20 protein-coding genes and 1 CRISPR repeat array are annotated in these 21,420 nt (G+C 52.1%); of the genes, 13 read left to right on the top strand and 7 right to left on the bottom strand.

What is annotated here, in order from left to right:
* Nucleotides 1-229: 229 nt before the first annotated feature.
* Nucleotides 230-838 carry a DUF8183 domain-containing protein gene (locus ACYQ04_RS10825; protein ID WP_460129477.1) on the bottom strand — a complete coding sequence of 203 codons (609 nt, stop codon included), beginning with the start codon at nt 836-838 and terminating at the stop codon, nt 230-232.
* A 686-nt stretch (nt 839-1,524) separates the two neighbouring features.
* Between ACYQ04_RS10825 and ACYQ04_RS10820 the strand changes: the two genes are divergently transcribed.
* The 3 genes from ACYQ04_RS10820 (at nt 1,525) to nucS (ending at nt 6,010) form a co-directional block, all read left to right on the top strand.
* On the top strand, nt 1,525-2,544 hold the full coding sequence (locus ACYQ04_RS10820; RefSeq protein ID WP_460130188.1) for a potassium channel family protein: 1,020 nt from the start codon (nt 1,525-1,527) through the stop codon (nt 2,542-2,544).
* 181 nt (nt 2,545-2,725) lie between these two features.
* Complete coding sequence (gene radA / locus ACYQ04_RS10815) at nt 2,726-5,230, top strand: DNA repair and recombination protein RadA (protein ID WP_460129475.1); 2,505 nt, start codon at nt 2,726-2,728, stop codon at nt 5,228-5,230.
* 30 nt (nt 5,231-5,260) lie between these two features.
* On the top strand, nt 5,261-6,010 hold the full coding sequence (gene nucS / locus ACYQ04_RS10810; protein ID WP_460129471.1) for an endonuclease NucS: 750 nt from the start codon (nt 5,261-5,263) through the stop codon (nt 6,008-6,010).
* Here the strand turns inward: nucS and ACYQ04_RS10805 are convergent.
* Entirely contained in the window at nt 6,007-6,390 is a 384-nt protein-coding gene (locus ACYQ04_RS10805; RefSeq protein WP_014122819.1) for a DUF473 domain-containing protein, read from the bottom strand. The two genes, nucS and ACYQ04_RS10805, sit on opposite strands and share 4 nt — an antisense overlap.
* Nucleotides 6,391-6,399: 9 nt before the next feature.
* Nucleotides 6,400-7,125: a proteasome assembly chaperone family protein gene (locus ACYQ04_RS10800; RefSeq protein WP_460129469.1), complete on the bottom strand. Its 726-nt coding sequence runs from the start codon at nt 7,123-7,125 to the stop codon at nt 6,400-6,402.
* A gap of 114 nt (nt 7,126-7,239) precedes the next feature.
* On the opposite strand from ACYQ04_RS10800, the gene ACYQ04_RS10795 reads away from it, so the two are divergent.
* From ACYQ04_RS10795 to ACYQ04_RS10760, 8 genes are all read left to right on the top strand, one after another.
* Nucleotides 7,240-8,013 (top strand): S-methyl-5'-thioadenosine phosphorylase, encoded by a 774-nt coding sequence (locus ACYQ04_RS10795; RefSeq protein ID WP_460130187.1) that lies wholly within the window; start codon nt 7,240-7,242, stop codon nt 8,011-8,013.
* Nucleotides 8,014-8,049: 36 nt separating this feature from the next.
* The gene (locus tag ACYQ04_RS10790) at nt 8,050-8,415 is read left to right on the top strand and encodes a hypothetical protein (protein ID WP_460129468.1); all 366 of its coding nucleotides are present in this window, start codon (nt 8,050-8,052) and stop codon (nt 8,413-8,415) included.
* Between the two features lie 614 nt (nt 8,416-9,029).
* Nucleotides 9,030-10,235: an MFS transporter gene (locus tag ACYQ04_RS10785; protein ID WP_460129466.1), complete on the top strand. Its 1,206-nt coding sequence runs from the start codon at nt 9,030-9,032 to the stop codon at nt 10,233-10,235.
* A 67-nt stretch (nt 10,236-10,302) separates the two neighbouring features.
* Nucleotides 10,303-11,577: an amidohydrolase family protein gene (locus tag ACYQ04_RS10780; RefSeq protein ID WP_460129464.1), complete on the top strand. Its 1,275-nt coding sequence runs from the start codon at nt 10,303-10,305 to the stop codon at nt 11,575-11,577.
* The gene (locus ACYQ04_RS10775) at nt 11,564-12,547 is read left to right on the top strand and encodes a DUF835 domain-containing protein (RefSeq protein ID WP_460129462.1); all 984 of its coding nucleotides are present in this window, start codon (nt 11,564-11,566) and stop codon (nt 12,545-12,547) included. Before ACYQ04_RS10780 ends, ACYQ04_RS10775 begins: the two co-directional genes overlap by 14 nt.
* Nucleotides 12,540-13,094 (top strand): [protein ADP-ribosylglutamate] hydrolase, encoded by a 555-nt coding sequence (locus tag ACYQ04_RS10770; RefSeq protein ID WP_460129460.1) that lies wholly within the window; start codon nt 12,540-12,542, stop codon nt 13,092-13,094. Before ACYQ04_RS10775 ends, ACYQ04_RS10770 begins: the two co-directional genes overlap by 8 nt.
* Before the next feature lie 42 nt (nt 13,095-13,136).
* Nucleotides 13,137-14,579, top strand: a complete 1,443-nt coding sequence (locus ACYQ04_RS10765; RefSeq protein WP_460129458.1) for an NAD(P)H-hydrate dehydratase — start codon at nt 13,137-13,139, stop codon at nt 14,577-14,579.
* Between the two features lie 15 nt (nt 14,580-14,594).
* Nucleotides 14,595-14,927, top strand: coding sequence for a hypothetical protein (locus ACYQ04_RS10760; RefSeq protein WP_460129457.1), 333 nt, complete (start codon nt 14,595-14,597; stop codon nt 14,925-14,927).
* Here the strand turns inward: ACYQ04_RS10760 and ACYQ04_RS10755 are convergent.
* Genes ACYQ04_RS10755 through ACYQ04_RS10745 form a run of 3 tightly spaced genes read right to left on the bottom strand, consistent with a single transcriptional unit; the run spans nt 14,924 to nt 16,368 of the window.
* Nucleotides 14,924-15,481 (bottom strand): ArsR/SmtB family transcription factor, encoded by a 558-nt coding sequence (locus ACYQ04_RS10755; protein ID WP_460129455.1) that lies wholly within the window; start codon nt 15,479-15,481, stop codon nt 14,924-14,926. The two genes, ACYQ04_RS10760 and ACYQ04_RS10755, sit on opposite strands and share 4 nt — an antisense overlap.
* Complete coding sequence (locus ACYQ04_RS10750) at nt 15,482-15,787, bottom strand: DUF211 domain-containing protein (RefSeq protein WP_099212356.1); 306 nt, start codon at nt 15,785-15,787, stop codon at nt 15,482-15,484. It abuts the gene before it with no gap.
* Between the two features lie 5 nt (nt 15,788-15,792).
* Nucleotides 15,793-16,368, bottom strand: a complete 576-nt coding sequence (locus ACYQ04_RS10745) for a winged helix-turn-helix domain-containing protein (RefSeq protein ID WP_460129453.1) — start codon at nt 16,366-16,368, stop codon at nt 15,793-15,795.
* Between the two features lie 177 nt (nt 16,369-16,545).
* Between ACYQ04_RS10745 and ACYQ04_RS10740 the strand changes: the two genes are divergently transcribed.
* A complete protein-coding gene (locus tag ACYQ04_RS10740; protein ID WP_460129450.1) occupies nt 16,546-17,949 on the top strand; it encodes an acetate--CoA ligase family protein in 1,404 nt (467 codons plus the stop codon).
* Here the strand turns inward: ACYQ04_RS10740 and ACYQ04_RS10735 are convergent.
* The gene (locus ACYQ04_RS10735; RefSeq protein WP_460129447.1) at nt 17,927-18,208 is read right to left on the bottom strand and encodes a hypothetical protein; all 282 of its coding nucleotides are present in this window, start codon (nt 18,206-18,208) and stop codon (nt 17,927-17,929) included. The genes ACYQ04_RS10740 and ACYQ04_RS10735 overlap by 23 nt on opposite strands.
* Before the next feature lie 222 nt (nt 18,209-18,430).
* Nucleotides 18,431-21,180: a CRISPR direct-repeat array (repeat unit 30 nt; unit sequence GTTGCAATAAGACTCGAAGAGAATTGAAAG).
* Between the two features lie 81 nt (nt 21,181-21,261).
* Between ACYQ04_RS10735 and ACYQ04_RS10730 the strand changes: the two genes are divergently transcribed.
* Entirely contained in the window at nt 21,262-21,417 is a 156-nt protein-coding gene (locus ACYQ04_RS10730; protein ID WP_460129445.1) for a hypothetical protein, read from the top strand.
* The last annotated feature ends 3 nt before the right edge of the window (nt 21,418-21,420 follow it).

Below are 21,420 nucleotides of genomic sequence, written 5' to 3'. Positions count from 1 at the left end.
AACGCCGTATTACCGTCGTAATCAGACGCATAAAGAGGAACATTTCGTCAACATATCCAATACTATCTGTATTTAATTCAACATATTTCCAGAGATTTCGTATATTGTACTAGGTCTCCACCGGAAGCACCGGATACAGTGGAAAGCATAGCAAGTGTGGAGTCCGGGTTTATATGCCTTGTTGAACAGGAGAATGTAAAAGAGAGCAGTAAGAAAAGGAAAGTTGTTCTTAGAGGTAGCCCCTATCCGGCTCTTCTGGGAGGACCTCAGCGAGGAGTGCCAGCGCGTCCTTTTCCTGCATCCCCACCCTTGAAACCAGGAAATCAAGAAGGTCGTCCCTGCTTGCACCCTTGCGAAGTCTCTCGTAGACCATCTCAAGCACGCGCTCCTTTAGCAGGGCCTCAAACTCCTCCTCGAGGTTGAGCGCCGAAACGGCTGAGAGCAGACCAACGAGAAGGGCCGAGAGGGCGTCGTTGAACTCCGCCTTGCCGAGGTCTGACGTGTCTAGGTCAACAGCCAGGTAAACGTCGTCGTTCATGCCCATGAGGAGGAACTTCATCAGGTTAATTTCAGCGTTCAGCCGAAGGAGCGCATGGTAGACCTTGAGCTTTTCGTCCTTGGTCATGGAAAACGTTTCAAGACCCATAGGGGCCAGCAGCCGTATGAAGCCCTCACCGAAGGATACCAGCAGGGTGAAGGGCATCTTTGGATGCTCTGCCACATAGAGGTTCGGTTCAAGTTGCTTAACCTCCCAGGGCAGGTCCACGATGTCGTTGGCGTCATCTCTGCCGGAGCGCAACCACTCAAGGACTACGTCCCTAATCTCCACGGGAACCACCAACTGAAATACGGCGTTGGTGAATTAATGGTTTGCCCTTCCAGAGGAAACGGAGAAATCAAATGCACAGAGATGTGCACGAAATTTTGCATTTGGAAACCCGAAACAAATTAAGATTGGTTATTTCCACTGAAAGAAAAATGAACATGTATGGCCATCGAAAGATGAACACCAAAGAACAGTTTAGTTCATTTTAATTAAACAGCAATGATTGCAAAATTGGAAAAGTTAAACAGTCCGTATCCCCCCCAGAGTTTTGTTTCCAGTGGAGCGGGCTTTTGAGGCTTCCCACAAGAGACCGACTTAAAGTTGACAAAAAGCTCCCATTTTTTTTGTAGGTGTCAGTTTTTATATCTTTCTATGAACAACCAACTAAATTAACGTGGATAATGCATAAGAATTTTGAACGATATAATAAAATTCCACACAATTAATTGAACGATTCAACAGCTACGTACTTAAACAATCTCCCTAAATCTCTGTTACCTTTAACTACTCCACTAAAACCGTCCTTTTTTCGAAAATGGGTTCCAGTGGAAATGAAACTCTGGGGGGTCTTTTCGATGAGTATCGAAAAAGACCTTTGTTTCCACTGGAAAAACTGTTCTAGGTGGTATTTTAATGACCATTGCTGAATCGTTTTGAGTATGGGGCACATTTTTAAGGTTCGAGTGGAAATGGAACCCATGCTTCCTGTTACCGTTGTGAGGCGACTGCTCCGCGTAAGGGTCAAGGTGAGCAGAAACCGGTTAATCCAGATAGCCTTTGCGGTCCTGCTCCTGGCAATAGCATTTGCAACCGCGTTTGCTTACTTTGAGGGCGTTGACTTCTTCACGGCCTTCTACTGGGCAGTCATAACGATGGCGACCATAGGCTACGGCGACGTTACGCCGAAGACCGAGGCGGGGAGAATCGTTGCGATGATTGCTTCTGTTGCCGGAATCTCGACTTTCACGGCCCTCGTTTCCCTTCTGGCCGAGAACTTTATTTCCTCATCCATTAGGAGGATGATGGGCATGCACCGGGTTAACTACTCCAACCACTACCTTGTAATTGGGCAGGGGAGTAGCGTTTCAACCTGCGTTAACGAACTTATCGGCGCAATCGAGCGCGGTGAGCTAAAGCTGGCCCCTCTTGTTGTTGTCTTCCCAAACGAGGAGGAGCGCAAGAAGGTTGAGCTTCCAGAGGAAATAGAGGTCCTCATAGGTGACCCCACCAACAGGGAGACACTCGAACGGGCCCGTGTTGAAACGGCTTCCCACGTAATCTTGGCCCTCGAAGACGACTCAAAGGCAGTCTTCGTGACCCTTATGGTAAAGAGAATGTCCAGCGCAAAGGTTCTCGTCGAGGTCCTGAGCGAGGAGAGCGTTGAGCTCCTTAGGGGTGCCGGTGCGGATAGGGTCATCGTGAGCAGAAGCTTGGCGGGAAGGCTTCTCGCGAGTTCCGTCTTCGAGCCTGAGGTGGTTGACGTTATAGACGACATAACGAGCTCGGTTAAGGGCTACGACGTCACCGTGATGGACGGACGGGACTTCTGGGGCAGGCCGTACATAGAAGCCCTCCGTGAGCTCAAGGAGACAAAGGACCTGTTTCTTCTGGGCTACTACCGGGATGGCCCGGTTCTCAATCCCCCGCTCGACGAGCCGATTCCTGAGGGTGCCAGACTGATAGTTCTGAGGGGCTCCATTTCCACTGGAAAATCCTGAGCTTGTGGTCTATCTTCCGTAGTTCTCTTTTTTCTGGGCTTTTCAGTAAAATCTGAGTGTTTTTAAAGTTCATTTTTCGAAACGGGCGAAAGTCTTAAAAGATTGTCTTCCCGATTTTTCCGGGAAAAGTTATTTAACCCCCGAACTTTACCTCACTTAAGGGTATTCCCGGGTGAGTCTTATGGCGAAGAAGAAGGTTGAAGAGGTTAAAGAGCTTGAGGAGTTCGAGGAGCTTGAAATAGCCGAAAGCTCACCGTCATCGTCCTCAAAGAAGAAAAAGGAAAAAGAAATCAGAACCCTTGAGGATTTGCCTGGTGTTGGTCCAGCCACCGCTGAGAAGCTTCGCGAGGCCGGCTACGACAGCATAGAGGCCATAGCCGTCGCTTCACCGCTCGAGCTCAAGGAGATAGCCGGAATTAGTGAAGGTGCCGCGCTCAAGATAATCCAGGCCGCTAGGGAAGCCGCGAACATCGGAACCTTCATGCGCGCCGACGAGTACATGGAGAAGAGAAAGACCATCGGCAAGATTTCCACTGGAAGCAAGAGCCTCGACAAGCTCCTCGGCGGTGGAATAGAGACGCAGGCCATAACCGAGGTCTTCGGTGAGTTCGGAAGCGGCAAGTGCTTCGCCAAGGACACCCTCGTCTACTACGAGAACGACACCCTCGTTCACTTCGAGACAATCGAGGAGATGTATGAGAAGTACCGCGCTTTGAACGGTGAAGTTCCATTCGACACTGGCTTTGCGGTTCCACTGGCAACGGTGAGCGTTTACACCTTCGACCCCTCAACCGGGAGAATAAGGCGCACCAAGGCGTCCTACCTGTACCGCGAGAGGGTTAGGAAGATACTTCAGCTCAACCTGTCCCGCGGAAGGACGTTCAGGATAACAGCGGTGCACCCGGTTCTCGTCTTCAGAAACGGCCTTGAGTGGGTTCGCGCTGGAGAGCTCAGGGAGGGCGATGTTGTAGTTGGCGTTCGCAAGGTTCCAGCGAATTCAAAGAAGGTGCCCGATGAGCGGGCCTATTTCCTCGGCCTCTTCGTTGCGGAGGGGACATCGAACCCGCTCTCCATAACGACGTCCTCTGAAGGGCTCAGGGATTTCGTAGTTGAGTTCATCAAGCGCCACGACGGCTACGAACCCAGGGTTGAAGTTAGGCGCGGCCTCTACAGGATACTCCTACGCAAGAAAACTGCCGAGTGGCTTGGGGAGCTCTCCTCCTCGAACGCTCAAAGCAAAGCAGTTCCGGAAGAAATACTCAATGGTGATGAGGACGCGATAGTGAGCTTCCTCGCAGGCTATCTTGATGGAGACGGCCACGTTGCAAAATCCCACGTTGAATTTGTAACGAAGAGCGGAGACCTCGCACATGGCCTGGTTTTCCTACTGAAGCGCCTTGGCATCTCGCCTGTGGTCTCGGAGAAGGAAATCAATGGCGAAACATACCACCGGATTTTCATAACCGGCGAGGACAGGGCCTCTTTCAGTGCGGTCCTTAGGGGTTCTCTGCTCAAGAACTCGGAGCTTCCTGACGGTGGCGTTGGAAGGTACCCCCCCGTCGTTGCCCGGTACTTGGCCGCTCTTTACAGGCACTTCAGACTGCCCAAGAGGGACAACGAAACCGCATACCACGTACTGACCCGCAGTAAGAACGTCTGGTTCACCGAGGCAACCCTGGAAAGAATCGAGGACTACTTCAGGGATGCTCTCAACAGGCTTGAGCTGGCAAAGAACGCTGTTGAACGCGGAGAAAAACCGGAACTTCCGTTCCCGTGGACTGCCCTTAGAAAGCACGGTTTCACCGAGAGGCAGATTGCCAACTATCGCATCAGAGGGCTTCCGAAGCGCGAGCCGCTGAGGGGCAAAGTAGTCTCCGCTCTCCTGCGTGAGATTGAAGGGCACGAGAAGATAGCCAGGAAAGCCCTTGAGTTCATTGAACTCGTCAAAAAGCTTGAGTTCTATGAGGTCAAGTCCGTTGAGCTCATCGACTACGACGATTGGGTTTACGACCTCGTCGTTCCGGAGACCCACAACTTCATAGCACCGAACGGTCTCGTCCTTCACAACACCCAGCTCGCACACACCCTCGCCGTTATGGTCCAGAAGCCACCTGAGGAAGGTGGCCTTGGCGGTTCTGTAATCTGGATTGACACAGAGAACACCTTCAGGCCCGAGAGGATAAGGCAGATAGCCGAGGCTCGCGGTTTGGACCCCGACGAGACGCTCAAGAACATCTACGTTGCGCGCGCCTTCAACAGCAACCACCAGATGCTTCTTGTGGAGAAGGCCGAGGAGATAATCAAGGAGAAGGCCTCAACCGACAGGCCGGTTAAGTTGCTCGTCGTCGACTCTCTCATGGCCCACTTCAGGAGCGAGTACGTCGGAAGGGGAACCCTCGCCGAGAGACAGCAGAAGTTAGCCAAGCACCTCTCCGACCTGCATCGTCTTGCCGACCTCTACGACATAGCGGTCTTCGTGACGAACCAGGTGCAGGCGAAGCCCGATGCCTTCTTCGGAGACCCGACGAGGCCCGTTGGTGGCCACATACTCGCTCATTCCGCGACGCTCAGAATCTACCTCCGGAAGGGCAAGGCCGGGAAGAGGGTTGCAAGGCTCATAGACAGCCCGCACCTTCCGGAGGGCGAGGCCGTCTTCAGGATTACCGAGAGGGGAGTTGAGGATTAATCTTTTTAATCCCCTCCCCAACTCTTCTCCATGCCCAAGGTTGAGCTCAGGGAGAACCCGTCTCCAGAGGAAATAAAGCTCCTCGTCGATTCAGCAGTTTCCTCCGAGGGAGTGCTTACAATCTTCGCCCGCTGTCGGGTTCACTACGACGGCAGGGCAAAGAGCGAACTCGGCCCCGGAGACAGGGTGATAATCGTCAAGCCCGACGGTTCGTTTCTGATACACCAGAAGGAGAAGCGCGAGCCCGTTAACTGGCAGCCGCCGGGGAGTGTGATTAGGCTGGAGCTCCGCGAAAAGCCGGTTCTCGTCTCGGTCAGGAGGAAGCCGAGGGAAACGCTGGAGGTCGAGCTTGAGGAAGTTTACCTCATCACGGTCTTCCACGCAGAGGATTACGAGGAGCTCGCTTTGACGGGTAGCGAGGCCGAGATGGCCGAGCTCATCTTCGAGAATCCCGAGGTTATAGAGCCCGGCTTCAAGCCCCTTTACCGCGAGAAGCCCATTAAGCACGGCATCGTTGACGTGCTCGGCGTTGATAAAGACGGAAACCTCGTCGTTCTCGAGTTGAAGCGCAGGAGGGCGGATTTGCACGCGGTCAGCCAGCTCAAGCGCTACGTCGAAACCCTCCGCGAGGAGCACGAGAACGTCAGAGGAATTCTCGTTGCCCCTTCGCTCACCTCCGGCGCCAAAAAACTGCTCGAAAAGGAGGGCCTTGAGTTCAGGAAGCTCGAACCGCCGAAGAGGGGCAGAAAATCGAGGGGAAAACAGCTCAAGCTGTTTTAGCCCATGCTCATCTCGTGCGGGAAGAGCTCCCTAACCCTCGCCACGAGGATTCCGTCCCTTCTCTCGACCTCTACAACCCGCCCTAAGCCGACCAGCTTCACCTTCGCCCTGCAGACGGTGATTTCTCTCTCGTCGCTCTCCTCCCAGGGGACCCTCGTCTCAAGCTCCTTTGCCTCAATCAGCTCCGCGAGGAGACCTTCGGTTCCAGTGGAGACGTCGTCGAAGGGGTCGTAGGTGAGGAACAGCCTGAGGGCCTCGTCTATCGCCTCTTCGATGGCCAAAACGTTCCTCGCGCTCCTGAGCTCTATCGTTCGGTATGGGTTCCTCAGGAGCTCGTCCAAAACCCGTCTCGCGATTCCGGCTAGAATTACCGCCTCCATGCTACCACCTCACAGGTAGATGCTCTCGTACTGCTTCATCTCCTTCTTCCTCGCCTGCTCCATCTGCTCGTGCATCTTCCTGAGCTGCTCCTCAATCATCTCCGCCTCCTTGATGAGCGGTTCCGTCGAGACGTCAATAGGCGTTAGCTTCTTGAGGACCTCGATGACGTTGGCAGCGGCCCTAGGGTCGGGCCTGTCTCCGAACGTCTCGCCGAGGAGCACGTAGGCGTTCAGCCCTCTCTTTCCGGCCTCCCAGAGGAGCTTTCCGCTCATTCCCATAATCGAGCCGTACTGAAGTATCTTCGCCCCGGCCTCTTCGAGCTCCCTGTTGAGCTCTTCCCTCGCGCCGACGCCCCAGACTTCCATCTTCTCCTTGAAGAAGCCTATGCCAATTCCGCCGATGGAGATTACCTTCTCGGCCTTCATCTCGCTGAGGTAGCTTGCCAGTTCCCGCGCTATCTCGTTAACGAGCGTCGGGGGCACGTAGACGTCTGCGATGGCCACGATTACGTTGTCCTTGCCGTAGAAGCGGAGCGGTGGGTTGGGCTTCCCCTCGAGGACTATGCTCATCGGCGGAATGAACGGACTCTCGACGTAGCCTATCATCTCCATTCCGAGTTCTTTAGCTAAGAAGTTGCCCGCAATGTGGCCCACGAGGCCTATTCCGGGATAGCCTTCGATGAATATCGGGTTCTTTACCTCTGGCAGGACGAGCTTGACGGGTTTCTCTTCCATCTCATCACCCCCGGAATATTTAGTTCCCAAAGGTTATTAAAGTTTCCGCCCTTCGTTTCCACTGGAAAGGCAACCCTTATATGAGTGGAGCGAGCATTTAACACGGTGATGACCATGCCAAGGATAGGCATCATAGGTGGTTCCGGGGTTTACGGCGTCTTCGAGCCGAAGGAGACGGTCAAGGTTCACACGCCCTACGGCAGGCCCTCTGCTCCGGTGGAAATCGGCGAAATAGAGGGCGTCGAGGTGGCATTCATACCCAGGCACGGCAAGCACCACGAGTTCCCGCCGCATGAAGTCCCCTACCGCGCGAACATCTGGGCGCTCAAGGAGCTCGGTGTCGAGCGCGTAATCGGCGTTACGGCAGTTGGCTCGCTCCGCGAGGAGTACAAGCCCGGCGACATAGTGATAACCGACCAGTTCATTGACTTCACGAAGAAGCGCGACTACACCTTCTACAACGGCCCGCGCGTGGCTCACGTCTCGATGGCCGACCCCTTCTGCCCCGAGATGAGGAAAATCTTCTACGAGACCGCCAAGGAGCTCGGCTTCCCCGTCCACGAGAAGGGCACCTATGTCTGCATTGAAGGTCCGAGGTTCTCAACGCGCGCTGAGAGCTTCATGTTCAGGCAGTACGCCCACATCATCGGAATGACGCTCGTTCCCGAGATAAACCTGGCTAGGGAGCTTGGAATGTGCTACGCCAACATCGCAACGGTCACCGACTACGACGTCTGGGCCGACAAGCCGGTTGATGCCCAGGAGGTTCTCAAGGTCATGGCCGAGAACAACCACAAGGTTCAGGAGCTTCTCAAAAAGGCCATCCCGAGGATTCCGGAGGAGAGGAAGTGCGGTTGCGCCGACGTGCTGAAGACGATGTTCGTTTGATTTTGGTATTTTTATTTTGTATTAAGGTGAAATTAAATGAGCTGGTCTTATGCACTAATAACCGCTATTGTCTCAGAATTAGTTGAGGCTCTATTTGCTCCCGTTAGAAAACTGATTGGCTCGGATAATACAGAAGCCAAGAGAGAGCATCTCAACCAAATTAAGCATGATTTGGTTGAACCATTGCTTAATGCCTTGAAATCAAAAGGGGAGATAACCCGGACAGAGGATATGATTTTAGTTTATAGTGATGGTAGAAGTGTTGATATCCCACTTACATTCTTTGAAAATGTTAAAAGATACCACTTTCCGAAGCTTTGTATCCTTGACGAGTACTTGTCAGTTCAGCGGAAACTACAAGACGTCAAACGAGAGATTGACGAACGCCTTAATTTCTCGTGAAGAGAATCATTGCAGACGCGCTTAGGGATTCACCGATACGTCAGGGCTTCCAAACTTGTACTTTAGACATTGATTTTGAGCTTGCACTCGAAAAGGCAGTGTATGATTTTTTACGTTCAAACCTACATCGATTAGACAAGTGGGACTGGCGACGAGATTTTAAAGGCTCTTTTAGAGCAAATTCTAGTTCAGGAAATTTGGAAATTCAGTTTAATCAGTATATTATTTACAAAGAACGTGTGCTGGGGAATTCTACTGCTGAAAATCGGGTAATGCAGGTTAGGACTCTAGTATACTCTATTCTCGCTCATATGGTTGAGAGGGGTACTATAAAATCTCCAGCTATGTCTTTGACTAAGGAATTAACTAGACTAGAACGGCAACGTTTCAAAAAACTAAAGGAACTCAAAGCGATTTTGGAAGAAATCAAGTATACCCAAAAGCTCCCACTTAAAAAACGGAAATGGGGAATCATTAAGGAGCCTTGTCCATGTCTGAGAGATTATTGACATTAATTAAAAATTATGATACTCTTGTAAGGAATAACTCTTAAATATGAATTTGCATCCATAACATAGCACGCCGTCCCCCTTGAACCTTGTGGAGGTTTGCTCTTGAACCTTCAAAGTCTTGGCTACAGGGCACTGCTGAAGAACGGCAACGTCAGAGCCCTTCTTTTAGCTTATTCTCTAAACGTTTTCGCGGTGTCGTATCTCATTGGCTACTACCTGAACATAACACTCGCCTCCATCGGCGGCCCGGCTCTCGTGGGACTCTTCGCGACAATTAGCAATGTCTTCGCCGGCTTCCTGCCCTTCGTTGCCGGCGCTTTCGCCGATTCGCACGGGAGGAAGTATGTGATTCTCGCCTCCGCTGTTCTTGAAACGCTGGCGTTACTTTTCCTCGCCCTCGCGGCCGGTTCTGGTGGTAAGTTAATCGTTCTGCCGGCCGTAATGCTCAGCGCCTCTTTTATCGCTTCCTCTCCGGCGCTCTTCTCCCTCATGGGCGAGTCCGTGCCGGAAGATAGCATGGGAAAGGCAATGTCGCTTCTCTTCATGGCAAGCAGTGCCTCCGGAATCCTGAGCTACATCGCCTTCGGCTCCATGATTGGGAGGATTAGTAATTCCTGTCTTTTCGCCCTCTCGGCCCTGTTTGTTCTGATTTCCATTCTTTTCTACCTTCGCGTTTCTGAAACCGCCGAAAGAAGGGCAGGCAGAACCATTGAGAGGTTTAAAAAAGCCCTTGAAGGGGTAACGTTGCTTAAAGAGCCTCTTCTGAAGCTTTTTATGGTTTACCTCTGCTTTGAGCTGTTCGTCAGCTCGATAGCCTCGCCCTTCGTTCCGCTGTTTCTTCAGAAGGTTTACTCGCTCAGCGTTTCCCAGATTTCTTGGCTTTACTCCGCCATAGGCTTCGCAACCCTTGTAGGGGCGTTTATCGCCGGCTATGTTGTAGACAGAATCGGCAGTTTGAACTCCCTAATACTGAAGGACTCCCTTTCAGTGCCTCTACTAATTCTCTTCGCACTCACCCCGTTTTCGGGCGCTTTCTTGGCCCTGGCAATTCTCGCCTTCGTCGAGCAACTCAACGTCTCCTCCAACAGATACGTGGTCGAGAACACCAGAAGGGAGCACAGGGGCCTTATTCTGGGTTTTAAATCATCTTTGGCGAAGCTCTCCGCGGTTCCGGGACCGGTTGTGGGAACCTTTCTCTGGGGCATCGGTCCGGGGTTGACGTTCCTCCTGCCCGCGTTGTTAACGCCCCTTGGAATCCTAATTCTCCTTAAACTCAAGTACCTACAAACGATGAGCCGAGGCTTTTGATTCAGGCTCTCCCGACACCTTTTTAACTTCCAGCGGAAACACACCCCTTTAAAAGGGGGTGGTTGGTGTGAGCATTCTCATCAGGAACGGTTACGTTCTCTACGGCGAGAACCTTGAGGTCGTTAAAGCGGACGTTCTAATCGATGGCAACAGAATCGTCGAGGTCAAGAAGGGAATCAACGAGTCCGCCGATACCGTCATAGACGCGACAGGAAAGGTTGTTTCTCCCGGTTTCGTTAACCTTCACACCCACTCGCCGATGGGTCTCCTTCGCGGTCTCGCCGATGATTTACCGTTGATGGAGTGGCTGGAGAAGCACATCTGGCCGAGGGAGGCAAAGCTGACGCGCGAGCACATCAAGGTCGGCGCCTATCTGGGGGCGCTCGAGATGATTAAGGCCGGCACGACGACCTTCCTCGACATGTACTTCCAGATGGACGCCGTTGCAGAGGCGGTTCTCGATTCGGGTCTGAGGGGTTACCTCAGCTACGGTATGATAGACCTCGGCGACCCGGAGAGGACCGAGAAGGAGCTCAACGAAGCCCTGCGCGAAATGAAGGCCATCGAGGACCTCAACTCGGAGAGGGTCCACTTTGTCTTCGGGCCTCACGCTCCCTACACTTGCTCCCTAGCTTTGCTGAAGGAGGTCAGGAAGCTCGCGGACGAGCACGGGAAGCTGATAACGATTCACGTGGCCGAGACGATGGCAGAGCTCGGAAAGATTCAGGAGCGCTATGGAAAGAGCCCCGTCGTTCTCCTCGACGAAATCGGCTTCTTCGGGAGCGATGTCATCATAGCGCACGGCGTCTGGCTCGACAGCAGGGACATCTCAATCCTCGCGAGGAACGGCGTCACGGTTGCCCACAACCCCGGCTCTAACATGAAGCTCGCCAGCGGTGTGATGCCCCTCCAGAGACTCCTCAATGCTGGTGTCAACGTTGGCCTCGGAACCGACGGAAGCGCGAGCAACAACAACCTCGACATGGTCGAGGAGATGAAGCTTGCCGCTCTGCTCCACAAGGTCCACAACCTCGACCCGACGGTTGCAGATGCAAGGACGGTTTTCAAGATGGCGACGGTGAACGGTGCAAAGGCGCTCCGCCTCAACGCCGGCGTTATAAAGCCCGGCTACCTGGCCGATTTGGTCATCTTCGACTTCAACAGGCCCCACCTGAGGCCGATTCACGACATAGTGAGCCACATAGTTTACTCCGCCAACGGCAACGACGTTGAGACGACGATAGTTGACGGAAAGGTTTTAATGCTCGACCGCGAAGTTCTTACGATGGATGAGGAGAAAATACTGAACAGGGCGGAGGAGGTGGCGCGTGAACTATCTTGACCTGTTCCTCGGCATCGCACTGCTCGTTTCCTACGTTCTCCTGTTTTACAACTACCACCTTACCGGTCGAAAGGCCCTGCTCCACTATTCCCTAGCCTGGCTGAGCCTCGCCGTCCCCATGTTTTCATTGGATAAGGCTGTTTACGCTGTCGGTCTTGCGTCTTTTTCGACCTTTCTTTGGGCCGGAAACGTCATGGCCATTGAGGAACTATCGATGGAGGATGAAACGAGACGGGACCTCCTCTATCTTTCGATACTTCCGATTCTCTTCGTAATCCTTCTTTATCCGGGGCATGAAACATCGACTTTCCTCCTCCTTGGCCTGTGGATATGTGCGTCTTCCGTTGTCCTCGGTTTGTTTGGGGGCAGGGATTTCCTCCCAATGGCGTTTCTTCAGGGGCTACTGGGTGTGGTCGTGGCGGCTTCGGCCTTTGTGCCGTTCCTCAGGTTTCATCTAATCCCTGCTGTTATCGCTGTTTTCATGGCGTTTGAGTCCGTTAGGACTTTCCTGAGGACGTCCTTCATTGGGGACTTTTCCATCGGTTCAATCAAGGACGTTGGCCTCGATGAAAGGCCGGGCCTTCTTCTCGTTCCCTCCGTCCCGGAGAACGTCCTCTCATCAGCCCTCGTGTTCTCGCGGGTTCCGAGGGATTGTCCCAACTGGTTCTGGATAACGACGGTTCACGACGAGCGGGCAATCTCGCCAACAAACCTCCCCAAAATCCTCGACATGGCGGTCAAGTTCATGAGGGAAGCTGGGGAAGCCGGCAAAAAGCCAATCATCGTCATTGATGGCCTCGACTACCTCGTCCTCGAAAACGGCTTCTCCAGCGTCCTCAAGTTCCTGTCGGCGCTCAGGGACTACGCCCTCGTCCACGGCGCCACGGTGTTTATAGTCGGGAGTGACGATTTCCTCTCCGAGAGGGAGAGAAAGCTTTTGAGGAGCATCGTGGGTGAGGGCAATGCTTGAGGTTGTTGAAGGCGACATCACCCGCTTTCCTGCCGAGGCGATTGTGAACGCCGCGAACCGCTACCTCGAGCACGGCGGTGGCGTTGCTTACGCCATAGCCAGGGCCGCCGCTGGAGACGCCCGCGAGTACATCAGGATAAGCAAGGAAGCCTTGAGGGAACAGCTCGGAAAGGACTCAATGGAGCACGGCGAGGTCGTTGTAACGCCGGCGATGAGACTCGAGCGCTATGGGATTAAGTACGTTATCCACACGGTCGGCCCATACTGCGGCGGCCGCTGGGACGGGGATAAGAAGGAGAAGCTCAGGAAGGCTATACTGGGAGCGCTCAGGAAGGCCGACGAGCTGGGTGTCAAAAGCATAGCGTTTCCGGCCATAAGCGCCGGAATCTACGGCTGTCCACTTGAGGAAGTCGTTAGAACTTTCAAAGAAACCGTTGAGGAGTTCTCGAGGGAAGCGAGAAGCGTGAAGAAGGTCTACTTGGTGCTGTACTCCGGGGATGCCTACCAAATCGCTCGAAAGGTTATTGACCTATTCTTCGACGACTGAAAACGATTTAATACGTTGGGCCCAACAATCAACGGTGATACCATGAGAATTGAGGACGTTTACGTCTGGGACATCAACGCTAAGTGGCTCGGGATAACCCCTTACCAGCTCATGGAGAACGCCGGCGCCGGCGTCGCGAGAACGATAGAGGAGCGCTTTGGGAAGGGCCTCAGGATTGCGGTATTCTCGGGAACCGGGAACAACGGCGGCGACGGCTTCGTTGCCGCGAGGCATCTTAGCTTCGAGAACGACGTTACGGTTTTTCTGGTGGGCGACGAGGCCAAGATAAGGAGCGAAGAAGCCAGACACAACTGGGGAATCCTGAAGGGCACTGAATTCGTGAAAATCAAGGTTCTGAAGGACTCCGCCTACATTAAGTCCCTCGACCTAAGTGGTTACGACGTCATCATGGATGCCCTCCTCGGAGCGGGCACGAAGGGCGAGCCGAGGGAACCGGTACGCTCGGCCATCGAGAAAATCAACGAGTACGCTGGAAAGGCGAAGATAGTCAGCGTTGACCTACCGAGCGGTTATCCATCGGAGGTTCACGTTAAAGCGGATTTCGCGGTGACTTTCCAGTGGGATAAGGAGGAGTACGAGGGATTTGAGAGGGTTATAGTGAAGATAGGCTACCCGAGGGAGCTCTACCATCTCGTCGGGCCCGGCGATGCTAAGTTCGCTTTGAGGAAGAAAGGCCAGCACAAGGGGCAGAACGGCAGGCTTTTGGTCATCGGTGGCAGTTCAAGCTATTACGGTGCCCCGTACCTTGCCTCCAGGGGGGCGAGCTACCTCGTCGACCTCGTTTACCTCGCGATGCCTGCTGAACCTGCGAAGAGGATAAGCGACCCGGACCTGATTCTGAGACCCTTCTCGGGCGAGAACTTCTCGAAGGAGCACCTTGATGACCTTCTCGAGCTGACCGAGAAAGTAGATGCGGTCGTCATCGGCCCTGGGATAGGTCTTGCTGAAGAAACAAAGGAGTTCGTTAGAGAGTTCGTGAGGCGCTGTGAGAAGCCAATGGTCATCGATGCGGACGGATTGAAGGCGATAGCCGAGGATTTGGGCGTTCTCGAAGGCAGGACCTTTGTTCTAACGCCTCACGCAGGTGAGTTCAGCGTTCTCTTTGGCGTCAAGCCACCTGGAGGATTAGTTGAGCGGGCCAGGCTGGTGCAGGAAAAGGCCCGGGAAATTGGTGGCGTGGTCCTCCTCAAAGGGGCATACGATATCATAAGCGACGGAAAAACTTGGAAGTACAACAGGACTGGTAACCGGGGAATGACGACGGGTGGAACGGGCGACGTTTTGGCCGGCCTAGTTGGGGCCCTGCTCGCGCTCGGAAACTCCCCACTGAGGTCTGCTTCGGTCGGTGCTTTTCTCAACGGTCTCGCCGGCGACATGGTGAAAGAAGAGCTCGGAGAAAATTTCACGGCCCTTGAGCTCGCGAAGCGGATTCCGAAGGCAGTAAAATGGGTGGAGGAGTTCTGAGCCAGGGGTGCTGGCGTGGCAGGGTTTAACTGGCGTTCTCTCTTTTATCTTCTCTTCGGTTTTCTCCTTGCGTTCCGCCTGCCGACCGGGGCTTTGGCCATCTTAATTGGCCTCCTCTTCGTGAGAATTGAAACGCGTTATGAGGTATTCTTTTCTCTTGGAGGTTTTGTAATTGGAACCCTCGCGGGAACATTCGCCTGGGGAAGTCTTGGATTTTTGAGGCCCTGGAGCAGGGCGTTTGGGGCTTTGTTGGAGGGCTTGTGGTTATCCTCGGACTGTCTCTCATCCTGGCACTGCTCCTTTCGTTCCTTAAAGGAAAAGGTGGTGGTGAGCCGTCTTAAGTTTTAAACCTCTATCAGCTTCTTCACTTCGTTTGCTTTTTCACAGAGCTCACAGCTCTGGAGGAAAACGAGCATGTTCAGGAAGTGGAGGAGCTCTATCTCTCCGAGCTCCACGTTTGCCTCAGAAATCTTCTTTATAATCGGCTGTGCGTTAATCTCGATTTCGTTGAGGATGTCCTTCACGAGTCCCCTCAGTCTTTCCCTATCTTTGATTTTTATCCCCGCTTTTTCAAGGACTTCAACGAGTCTCTCCGCCTCAACTTGAAGGTACATCTGGCGGAAGTTCTCAACGCTCTCATGGGGCTCGGCCTTTATGAGGAACAGCCTCGCGGTCCTGCCGTAGAGCTTTTCGTTGCCCTCACTGCCGAGTTCCTCGACGAGACCGGCCTTTTCAAGGACCTTGATATGCCTGTAAATCGTCGTCCTGTCTTTGCCTATCGCCATGCTGAGCTCCCATACCGTCATTGGTCTCTGCCGGAGAAGTCGAAGGATTTTAAAGCGTGTTTCATCTGAAAGAACCCTTACCTTTTCGGGTTGGGTTATTATGATAACTTCCTTCACTCAATACTCCTCCAGCTTGTCCTGCGGGGTCTCCTCTTCCTCGACGATTCTTCTCCCTGCGGCGACCATATCGATGCTGTGCACCACGCCACCGAATTCCTCGATGGTTCTGACTATCTCATCATAGTCGAGGTCATCGCCCATTATCGTTATCTTCACGTTCTCCGTTTCCTTGTCTATCTCCACCAGCGTGATGTTGACGCCCTCGACGCCCTCAAGCTCGCTCAGTCCAAGGGCCAGCTCCGTAACTATCGGCTGGTGGGGCTTGAGAACATCCAGAACGAGGAGCCTTATTCCCTTCGCCATCTTCATCACTTCTTCAGCAACTCACCGAGCTTTTTGAGGAGCTCGAGGCTCTCCTCGTCGCGGCCCATTCTGGCCATCGCGAGCCAGTCAATGGCGTGGATTATGTCCTCGTTTGAGAACTCCTTAAGCCTGTCCTCGTTGGCCTCAATCTCCTCCGAGATTTCTGTTTTAAACTCGTGCTCCTTCTTGAGTAGCTCATCCATGACATTGAGGAGTTCCTCATCCTTGAAGTCGTACCCGAGGGCCCTGAAGATGTCGAGCTTCGTCTTGAGCTTCGAGCGGGCGAAGTAGCGAAGCTCCTCGTCGCCGAGATAGAGGTTGATGTAGAACGCGTCGGCGGTTCTTCCGTAGTACTTCTCGACGAGGTTGCCCTTCATTTCGGTCCTTTTAACCTCGACGAGCCCGGCCTCCTTGAGCTTCTCGATGTGGTGATAGACGGTCTGTGGAGTTTTTCCGAGAATTTCGCTGAGCTGTGAAATAGTCATCTCTCTGTTCCTCAATAGAGCTAATATTTTTCTCCTCGTATCTTCAAGCATCAGCTTTATGACCTCTGGGTCTGTTATAACCTTCACCTTAGACATTATGACCACCCAATCTTAACGCTCCAACGTTTCTTTAAACGCTCAGGTGTTTTAACCTTTTCCCTCGGAAGGTTTATATATGTAAAGGGCAACTGCCTTTAAAAAGCTTCATGGATAAAACGTCCAACTTCGGAAGCCTTAAATAACCTCGGCCGAAAAAACTTCGGAGGTGGTCACATGGGGAGTCTCGACTTCCTGTTTTACCCCAAGAGCGTCGCTGTCATAGGAGCCTCCCACGTGCCCGGGAAGGTTGGAAACGCCATAATGCGCTCGATGACGCTCCGCTTTGACGGCAAGGTCTACGCGGTCAACGTCAAGGGCGGTGAAATTGAGGTTAATGGTAAGAAGTTCAAGGTTTATCGGAGCCTCAAGGAGATTCCCGACGAGATTGATGTGGCGGTCATCGCGGTTCCTGCCAAGTTCGTGCCGGACGTTATAGACGAGTGCGGTGAGAAGGGCGTCAAGGGTGCGATAGTTATCTCCGCCGGCTTCAAAGAGGCCGGAAGGGCCGACCTTGAGGAGGAACTCGTGAAGCGCGCCAGGAAGTGGGGAATAAGGCTCGTCGGTCCGAACTGTCTCGGCGTTACGAACCTAGAGAATGGCTTTGACTGTAACTTCAACCCGCCCGAGAGGCAGGCCAGACCGCCCTTCGGAAAAGTCGCCTTCATGAGCCAGAGCGGAGCCTTCGGAGCGGCAATCCTCGACTGGGCGGCCAGAGAGAAAATCGGAATGAGCAAGTTCATCAGCCTCGGCAACATGGCCGACCTCGACGAGAGCGACTTCATGGACTACCTCGGCGACGACGAGAAGACGGGCGTTATAACCGGCTACCTTGAGGGAGTGAAGGACGGAAGGAAGTTCCTTGAGACGGCAAAGCGCGTTACACTCAAGAAGCCCGTCGTAATCCTCAAGAGCGGAAGGACCGAGGCCGGTGCCAAAGCGGCCGCTTCTCACACCGGTTCCCTCGCGGGTTCCTACGCGATTTACAGGGCGGCCTTCGAGCAGAGCGGTGTTCTGGAAGCGACCACGATGAGACAGCTCTTTAACTACGCGAAGGTCCTGGCAATGCAGAAGCCGGCCAAAGGCGACCGCGTCGCGATAGTCACCAACGGCGGTGGAGCAGGAGTTATGATGAGTGACGGCCTGCTCGAGCGCGGTTTGGAGATGGCGGAGCTGAGCGAGGAGACGCTTAAGAAGTTCGAAGAGGACGTTAAGGCCGGAAAGCTTCCGGCTCACATGTCCTACAAGAACCCGATTGACGTCATAGGCGACGCCCCGTCGAGCAGGTATGAGATAGCCATGCGCTACGCCCTCGAAGACCCAAACGTTGACGTTCTCGTCGTCATCGCGCTCTTCCAGAGCCCGGCCCTCGACGAGGGAATCATTGACGCGGTCGAGAGAATGAAGGCCTACGGCAAGCCGATTGTCTTTGTCGCCCCCGGTGGAGACTTCCCGCACAAGATGGCGAGGAACATCGAGGGGAAGGGTATTCCGGTCTACGAGACCACCGAAGATGCCGTTGATGCCGTCTACGCCCTCGTCAAGTACGGTGAGTGGCTCAGGGAGAACGGGGAGCTCTGAGCCTGTTTTCTTTTCCTCTCACCCTCAGGTTTCTATATTCCTTGGAAAATGGCTTTTTGTAGGAGATTTTGCTCGGAACGGCGTTCTTATGCCGTTGGAAATCGATTTTTGCGTTTTCAAAATCGTGACGTTTTGTTCTATTTTTGATAACTAATGTAACGAATTTATCTCGCGATTCTGAACAGGGACTCCCCTGGTCCCAAATTTCTACGCGACCTGCTAAAAACGCTTTGTTTTCCCATTGAAGCTTTTTCAACATCGAATTTTTGAAACGCTCGCCTAATTAACCCCTAGAAATCTTATGTGTATTGTTGTCTATTCTGTTCTTCAGAAGGTTTTGGATTTGTACTGTCCTGTTTGGGGTGGCTCCCTTCTCCAATTCCAAGGCATTACAGGCGTCTTTTCCGGGGATTTTCAGAAAGGCTTAAATATTGGGAGGTCCTTCTTCCCTTGTTGGGCGAAAGAATGAATTTCGCGCCCTGTTGCAATAAGACTCGAAGAGAATTGAAAGACAACAACGTGAGCAACACGCTTATTTGAGATACTCTCGTTGCAATAAGACTCGAAGAGAATTGAAAGTGTAGACAACCTGCTTTGTCGTCGTGTAGGTCTTTGGTTGCAATAAGACTCGAAGAGAATTGAAAGATTCGAGAAATACAACACCATAACCACCGAAGAAGTCCAGAGTTGCAATAAGACTCGAAGAGAATTGAAAGCCCTAATACGTTTGTCGTTGGGGGACTGGGTAGTATCTGTTGCAATAAGACTCGAAGAGAATTGAAAGGCGTCGTGGACTATCTTGGCGATAGTCTCCTTGTCCATGTTGCAATAAGACTCGAAGAGAATTGAAAGCGCGAGAACCTTCTTCGTCTGCTCGTTGCAATCCTCGTTGCAATAAGACTCGAAGAGAATTGAAAGAACTGCCGCTCAAGCTCCCGCGCGTGGTCGAGCGGGATGTTGCAATAAGACTCGAAGAGAATTGAAAGTCATCGGGCGGACGGGCATCGTCATGACGGCCTCGGGTTGCAATAAGACTCGAAGAGAATTGAAAGCGGAGCACCTGGGCGAGGCTCTCACGGAAGTTGTCTTCGTTGCAATAAGACTCGAAGAGAATTGAAAGGCAGGGACGTACTATCACATCACGCTGGCCGAGAATCTGCCGGTTGCAATAAGACTCGAAGAGAATTGAAAGAATACCAGAATCAGCCCGATAGCGCCCATTCTTCAGTTGCAATAAGACTCGAAGAGAATTGAAAGGCATATAACGGGTGATGTTCTTTAGTCGGGTGTCAAGTTGCAATAAGACTCGAAGAGAATTGAAAGTATCCTCGCTGGCGTAATAAACGGTTTCTGGCTTCTCGGTTGCAATAAGACTCGAAGAGAATTGAAAGTTTCTTGAGCTGGCGTTGAGCAACTATTGGGCTATGCTGTTGCAATAAGACTCGAAGAGAATTGAAAGCTCGAAGCACTTCTTTGTCGTCACTGAAGAGCTCGACTTCGTTGCAATAAGACTCGAAGAGAATTGAAAGTATAAATGTTACGGTTTTTCAAGTTTTTTGCAAGGCGGTTGCAATAAGACTCGAAGAGAATTGAAAGCCTCGCTCACGAGCACTGCGTCAGCGCTGTCGAGCTGTTGCAATAAGACTCGAAGAGAATTGAAAGGCATATAACGATATACAGGCCCGCTGGGGATACGTTTGCGTTGCAATAAGACTCGAAGAGAATTGAAAGACTCGTCCCAAGACTCGTCGCGCCCGGAGCGGAGCTTCCACCCGGCGAAGGTTGCAATAAGACTCGAAGAGAATTGAAAGACACCCAAACTAAAACACACCACAACCCAACAACATGTTGCAATAAGACTCGAAGAGAATTGAAAGGCAACCCCAACTTTTGGGCAATCTTCGACGTCGAAGGTGTTGCAATAAGACTCGAAGAGAATTGAAAGACAAGAACGACTTCTACAACAAACTCTACGCTGGCATGTTGCAATAAGACTCGAAGAGAATTGAAAGCAAGTTGATAGGTTTCGGTCGTGCTGGCGTTTGTCTGGGTTGCAATAAGACTCGAAGAGAATTGAAAGGAGGTCTCTAAGACAGTCAAGAGCGTCAACGAGCGTCATGTTGCAATAAGACTCGAAGAGAATTGAAAGGAGCGTAGGCGATATAATAGTAATTGCCTTTCCTCACCGTTGCAATAAGACTCGAAGAGAATTGAAAGAGCATCTTGAATCACCTCAAACCAGCAACCTGATGAGGTTGCAATAAGACTCGAAGAGAATTGAAAGGGCGATGACGGCCCTTAGGGCCCTGGCAATGCTCGAGGAGTTGCAATAAGACTCGAAGAGAATTGAAAGCGAGCATGTCAACGCTCGCTTCGAGGGCGCGGACCTGTTGCAATAAGACTCGAAGAGAATTGAAAGCTGAGGAGAGCTCCGCCCCAGCCCAAAAGCCCGTCCGTTGCAATAAGACTCGAAGAGAATTGAAAGCAAAGAACTCTGGGACGAGCTCTCTGGCCTCCTCCTCCGCGTTGCAATAAGACTCGAAGAGAATTGAAAGGACAACGCCCTTTACCTCGCACGGAAGGGCTTCTCCGTGGTTGCAATAAGACTCGAAGAGAATTGAAAGCGAGTTCTCGTAGCGGACGGGGGCGTAGAAAGTGCAGGTTGCAATAAGACTCGAAGAGAATTGAAAGTTCATATTTTTGCACCGTGAACTAAAAGGTGCAGAGTTGCAATAAGACTCGAAGAGAATTGAAAGAAGGGGGTGAAGGTGTAATGTTTGAGGAGATTAGGCCAGTTGCAATAAGACTCGAAGAGAATTGAAAGGGGGGGTCGCTCATGAGGGCGAATGAGGTTTGGGTGAAGGTTGCAATAAGACTCGAAGAGAATTGAAAGCTTGAAAATTGGGTACTGGTTGACATCCTCGACCTCCGTTGCAATAAGACTCGAAGAGAATTGAAAGTGCTTCCTTTTCCGTTGCAACGAAAAAGTAAGGCTTAGTTGCAATAAGACTCGAAGAGAATTGAAAGGGCGAACGAGGAGCACTTCAACATCAGCTCTGTTCAAGGTTGCAATAAGACTCGAAGAGAATTGAAAGCTGGATTTTCCTCAACAACGTCTCAAGCGAGTCAGCCCAGTTGCAATAAGACTCGAAGAGAATTGAAAGATGCACATCATGTCAGGTCGTTATGAAAATGATTTTTGTTGCAATAAGACTCTAGGAGAATTGAAAGGTCCCGTTCGATTCGTCAAATGAGTACGTTGTTAACTGTTGCAATAAGACTCTAGGAGAATGCTCTCAACTTGGCCGGAGTGTGGAGACGATGGGGAAAGAGAAAGATGAGGATACCAAACGCAGTGGAATTGCGACTGCTGTGCAGGATCTAATTGAGCTGGCAAAAGATGGAGAAATCGATTTCAAGGAGGTTCTGAGACCAACGCGCTTTAAAGAGTATAAGATTGACTACTAAGGC

The sequence above is a fragment of the Thermococcus prieurii genome (assembly GCF_054657655.1).
Note: the sequence above shows the minus strand (reverse complement) of the source record. Positions and strands in the feature narration are given on the sequence as shown.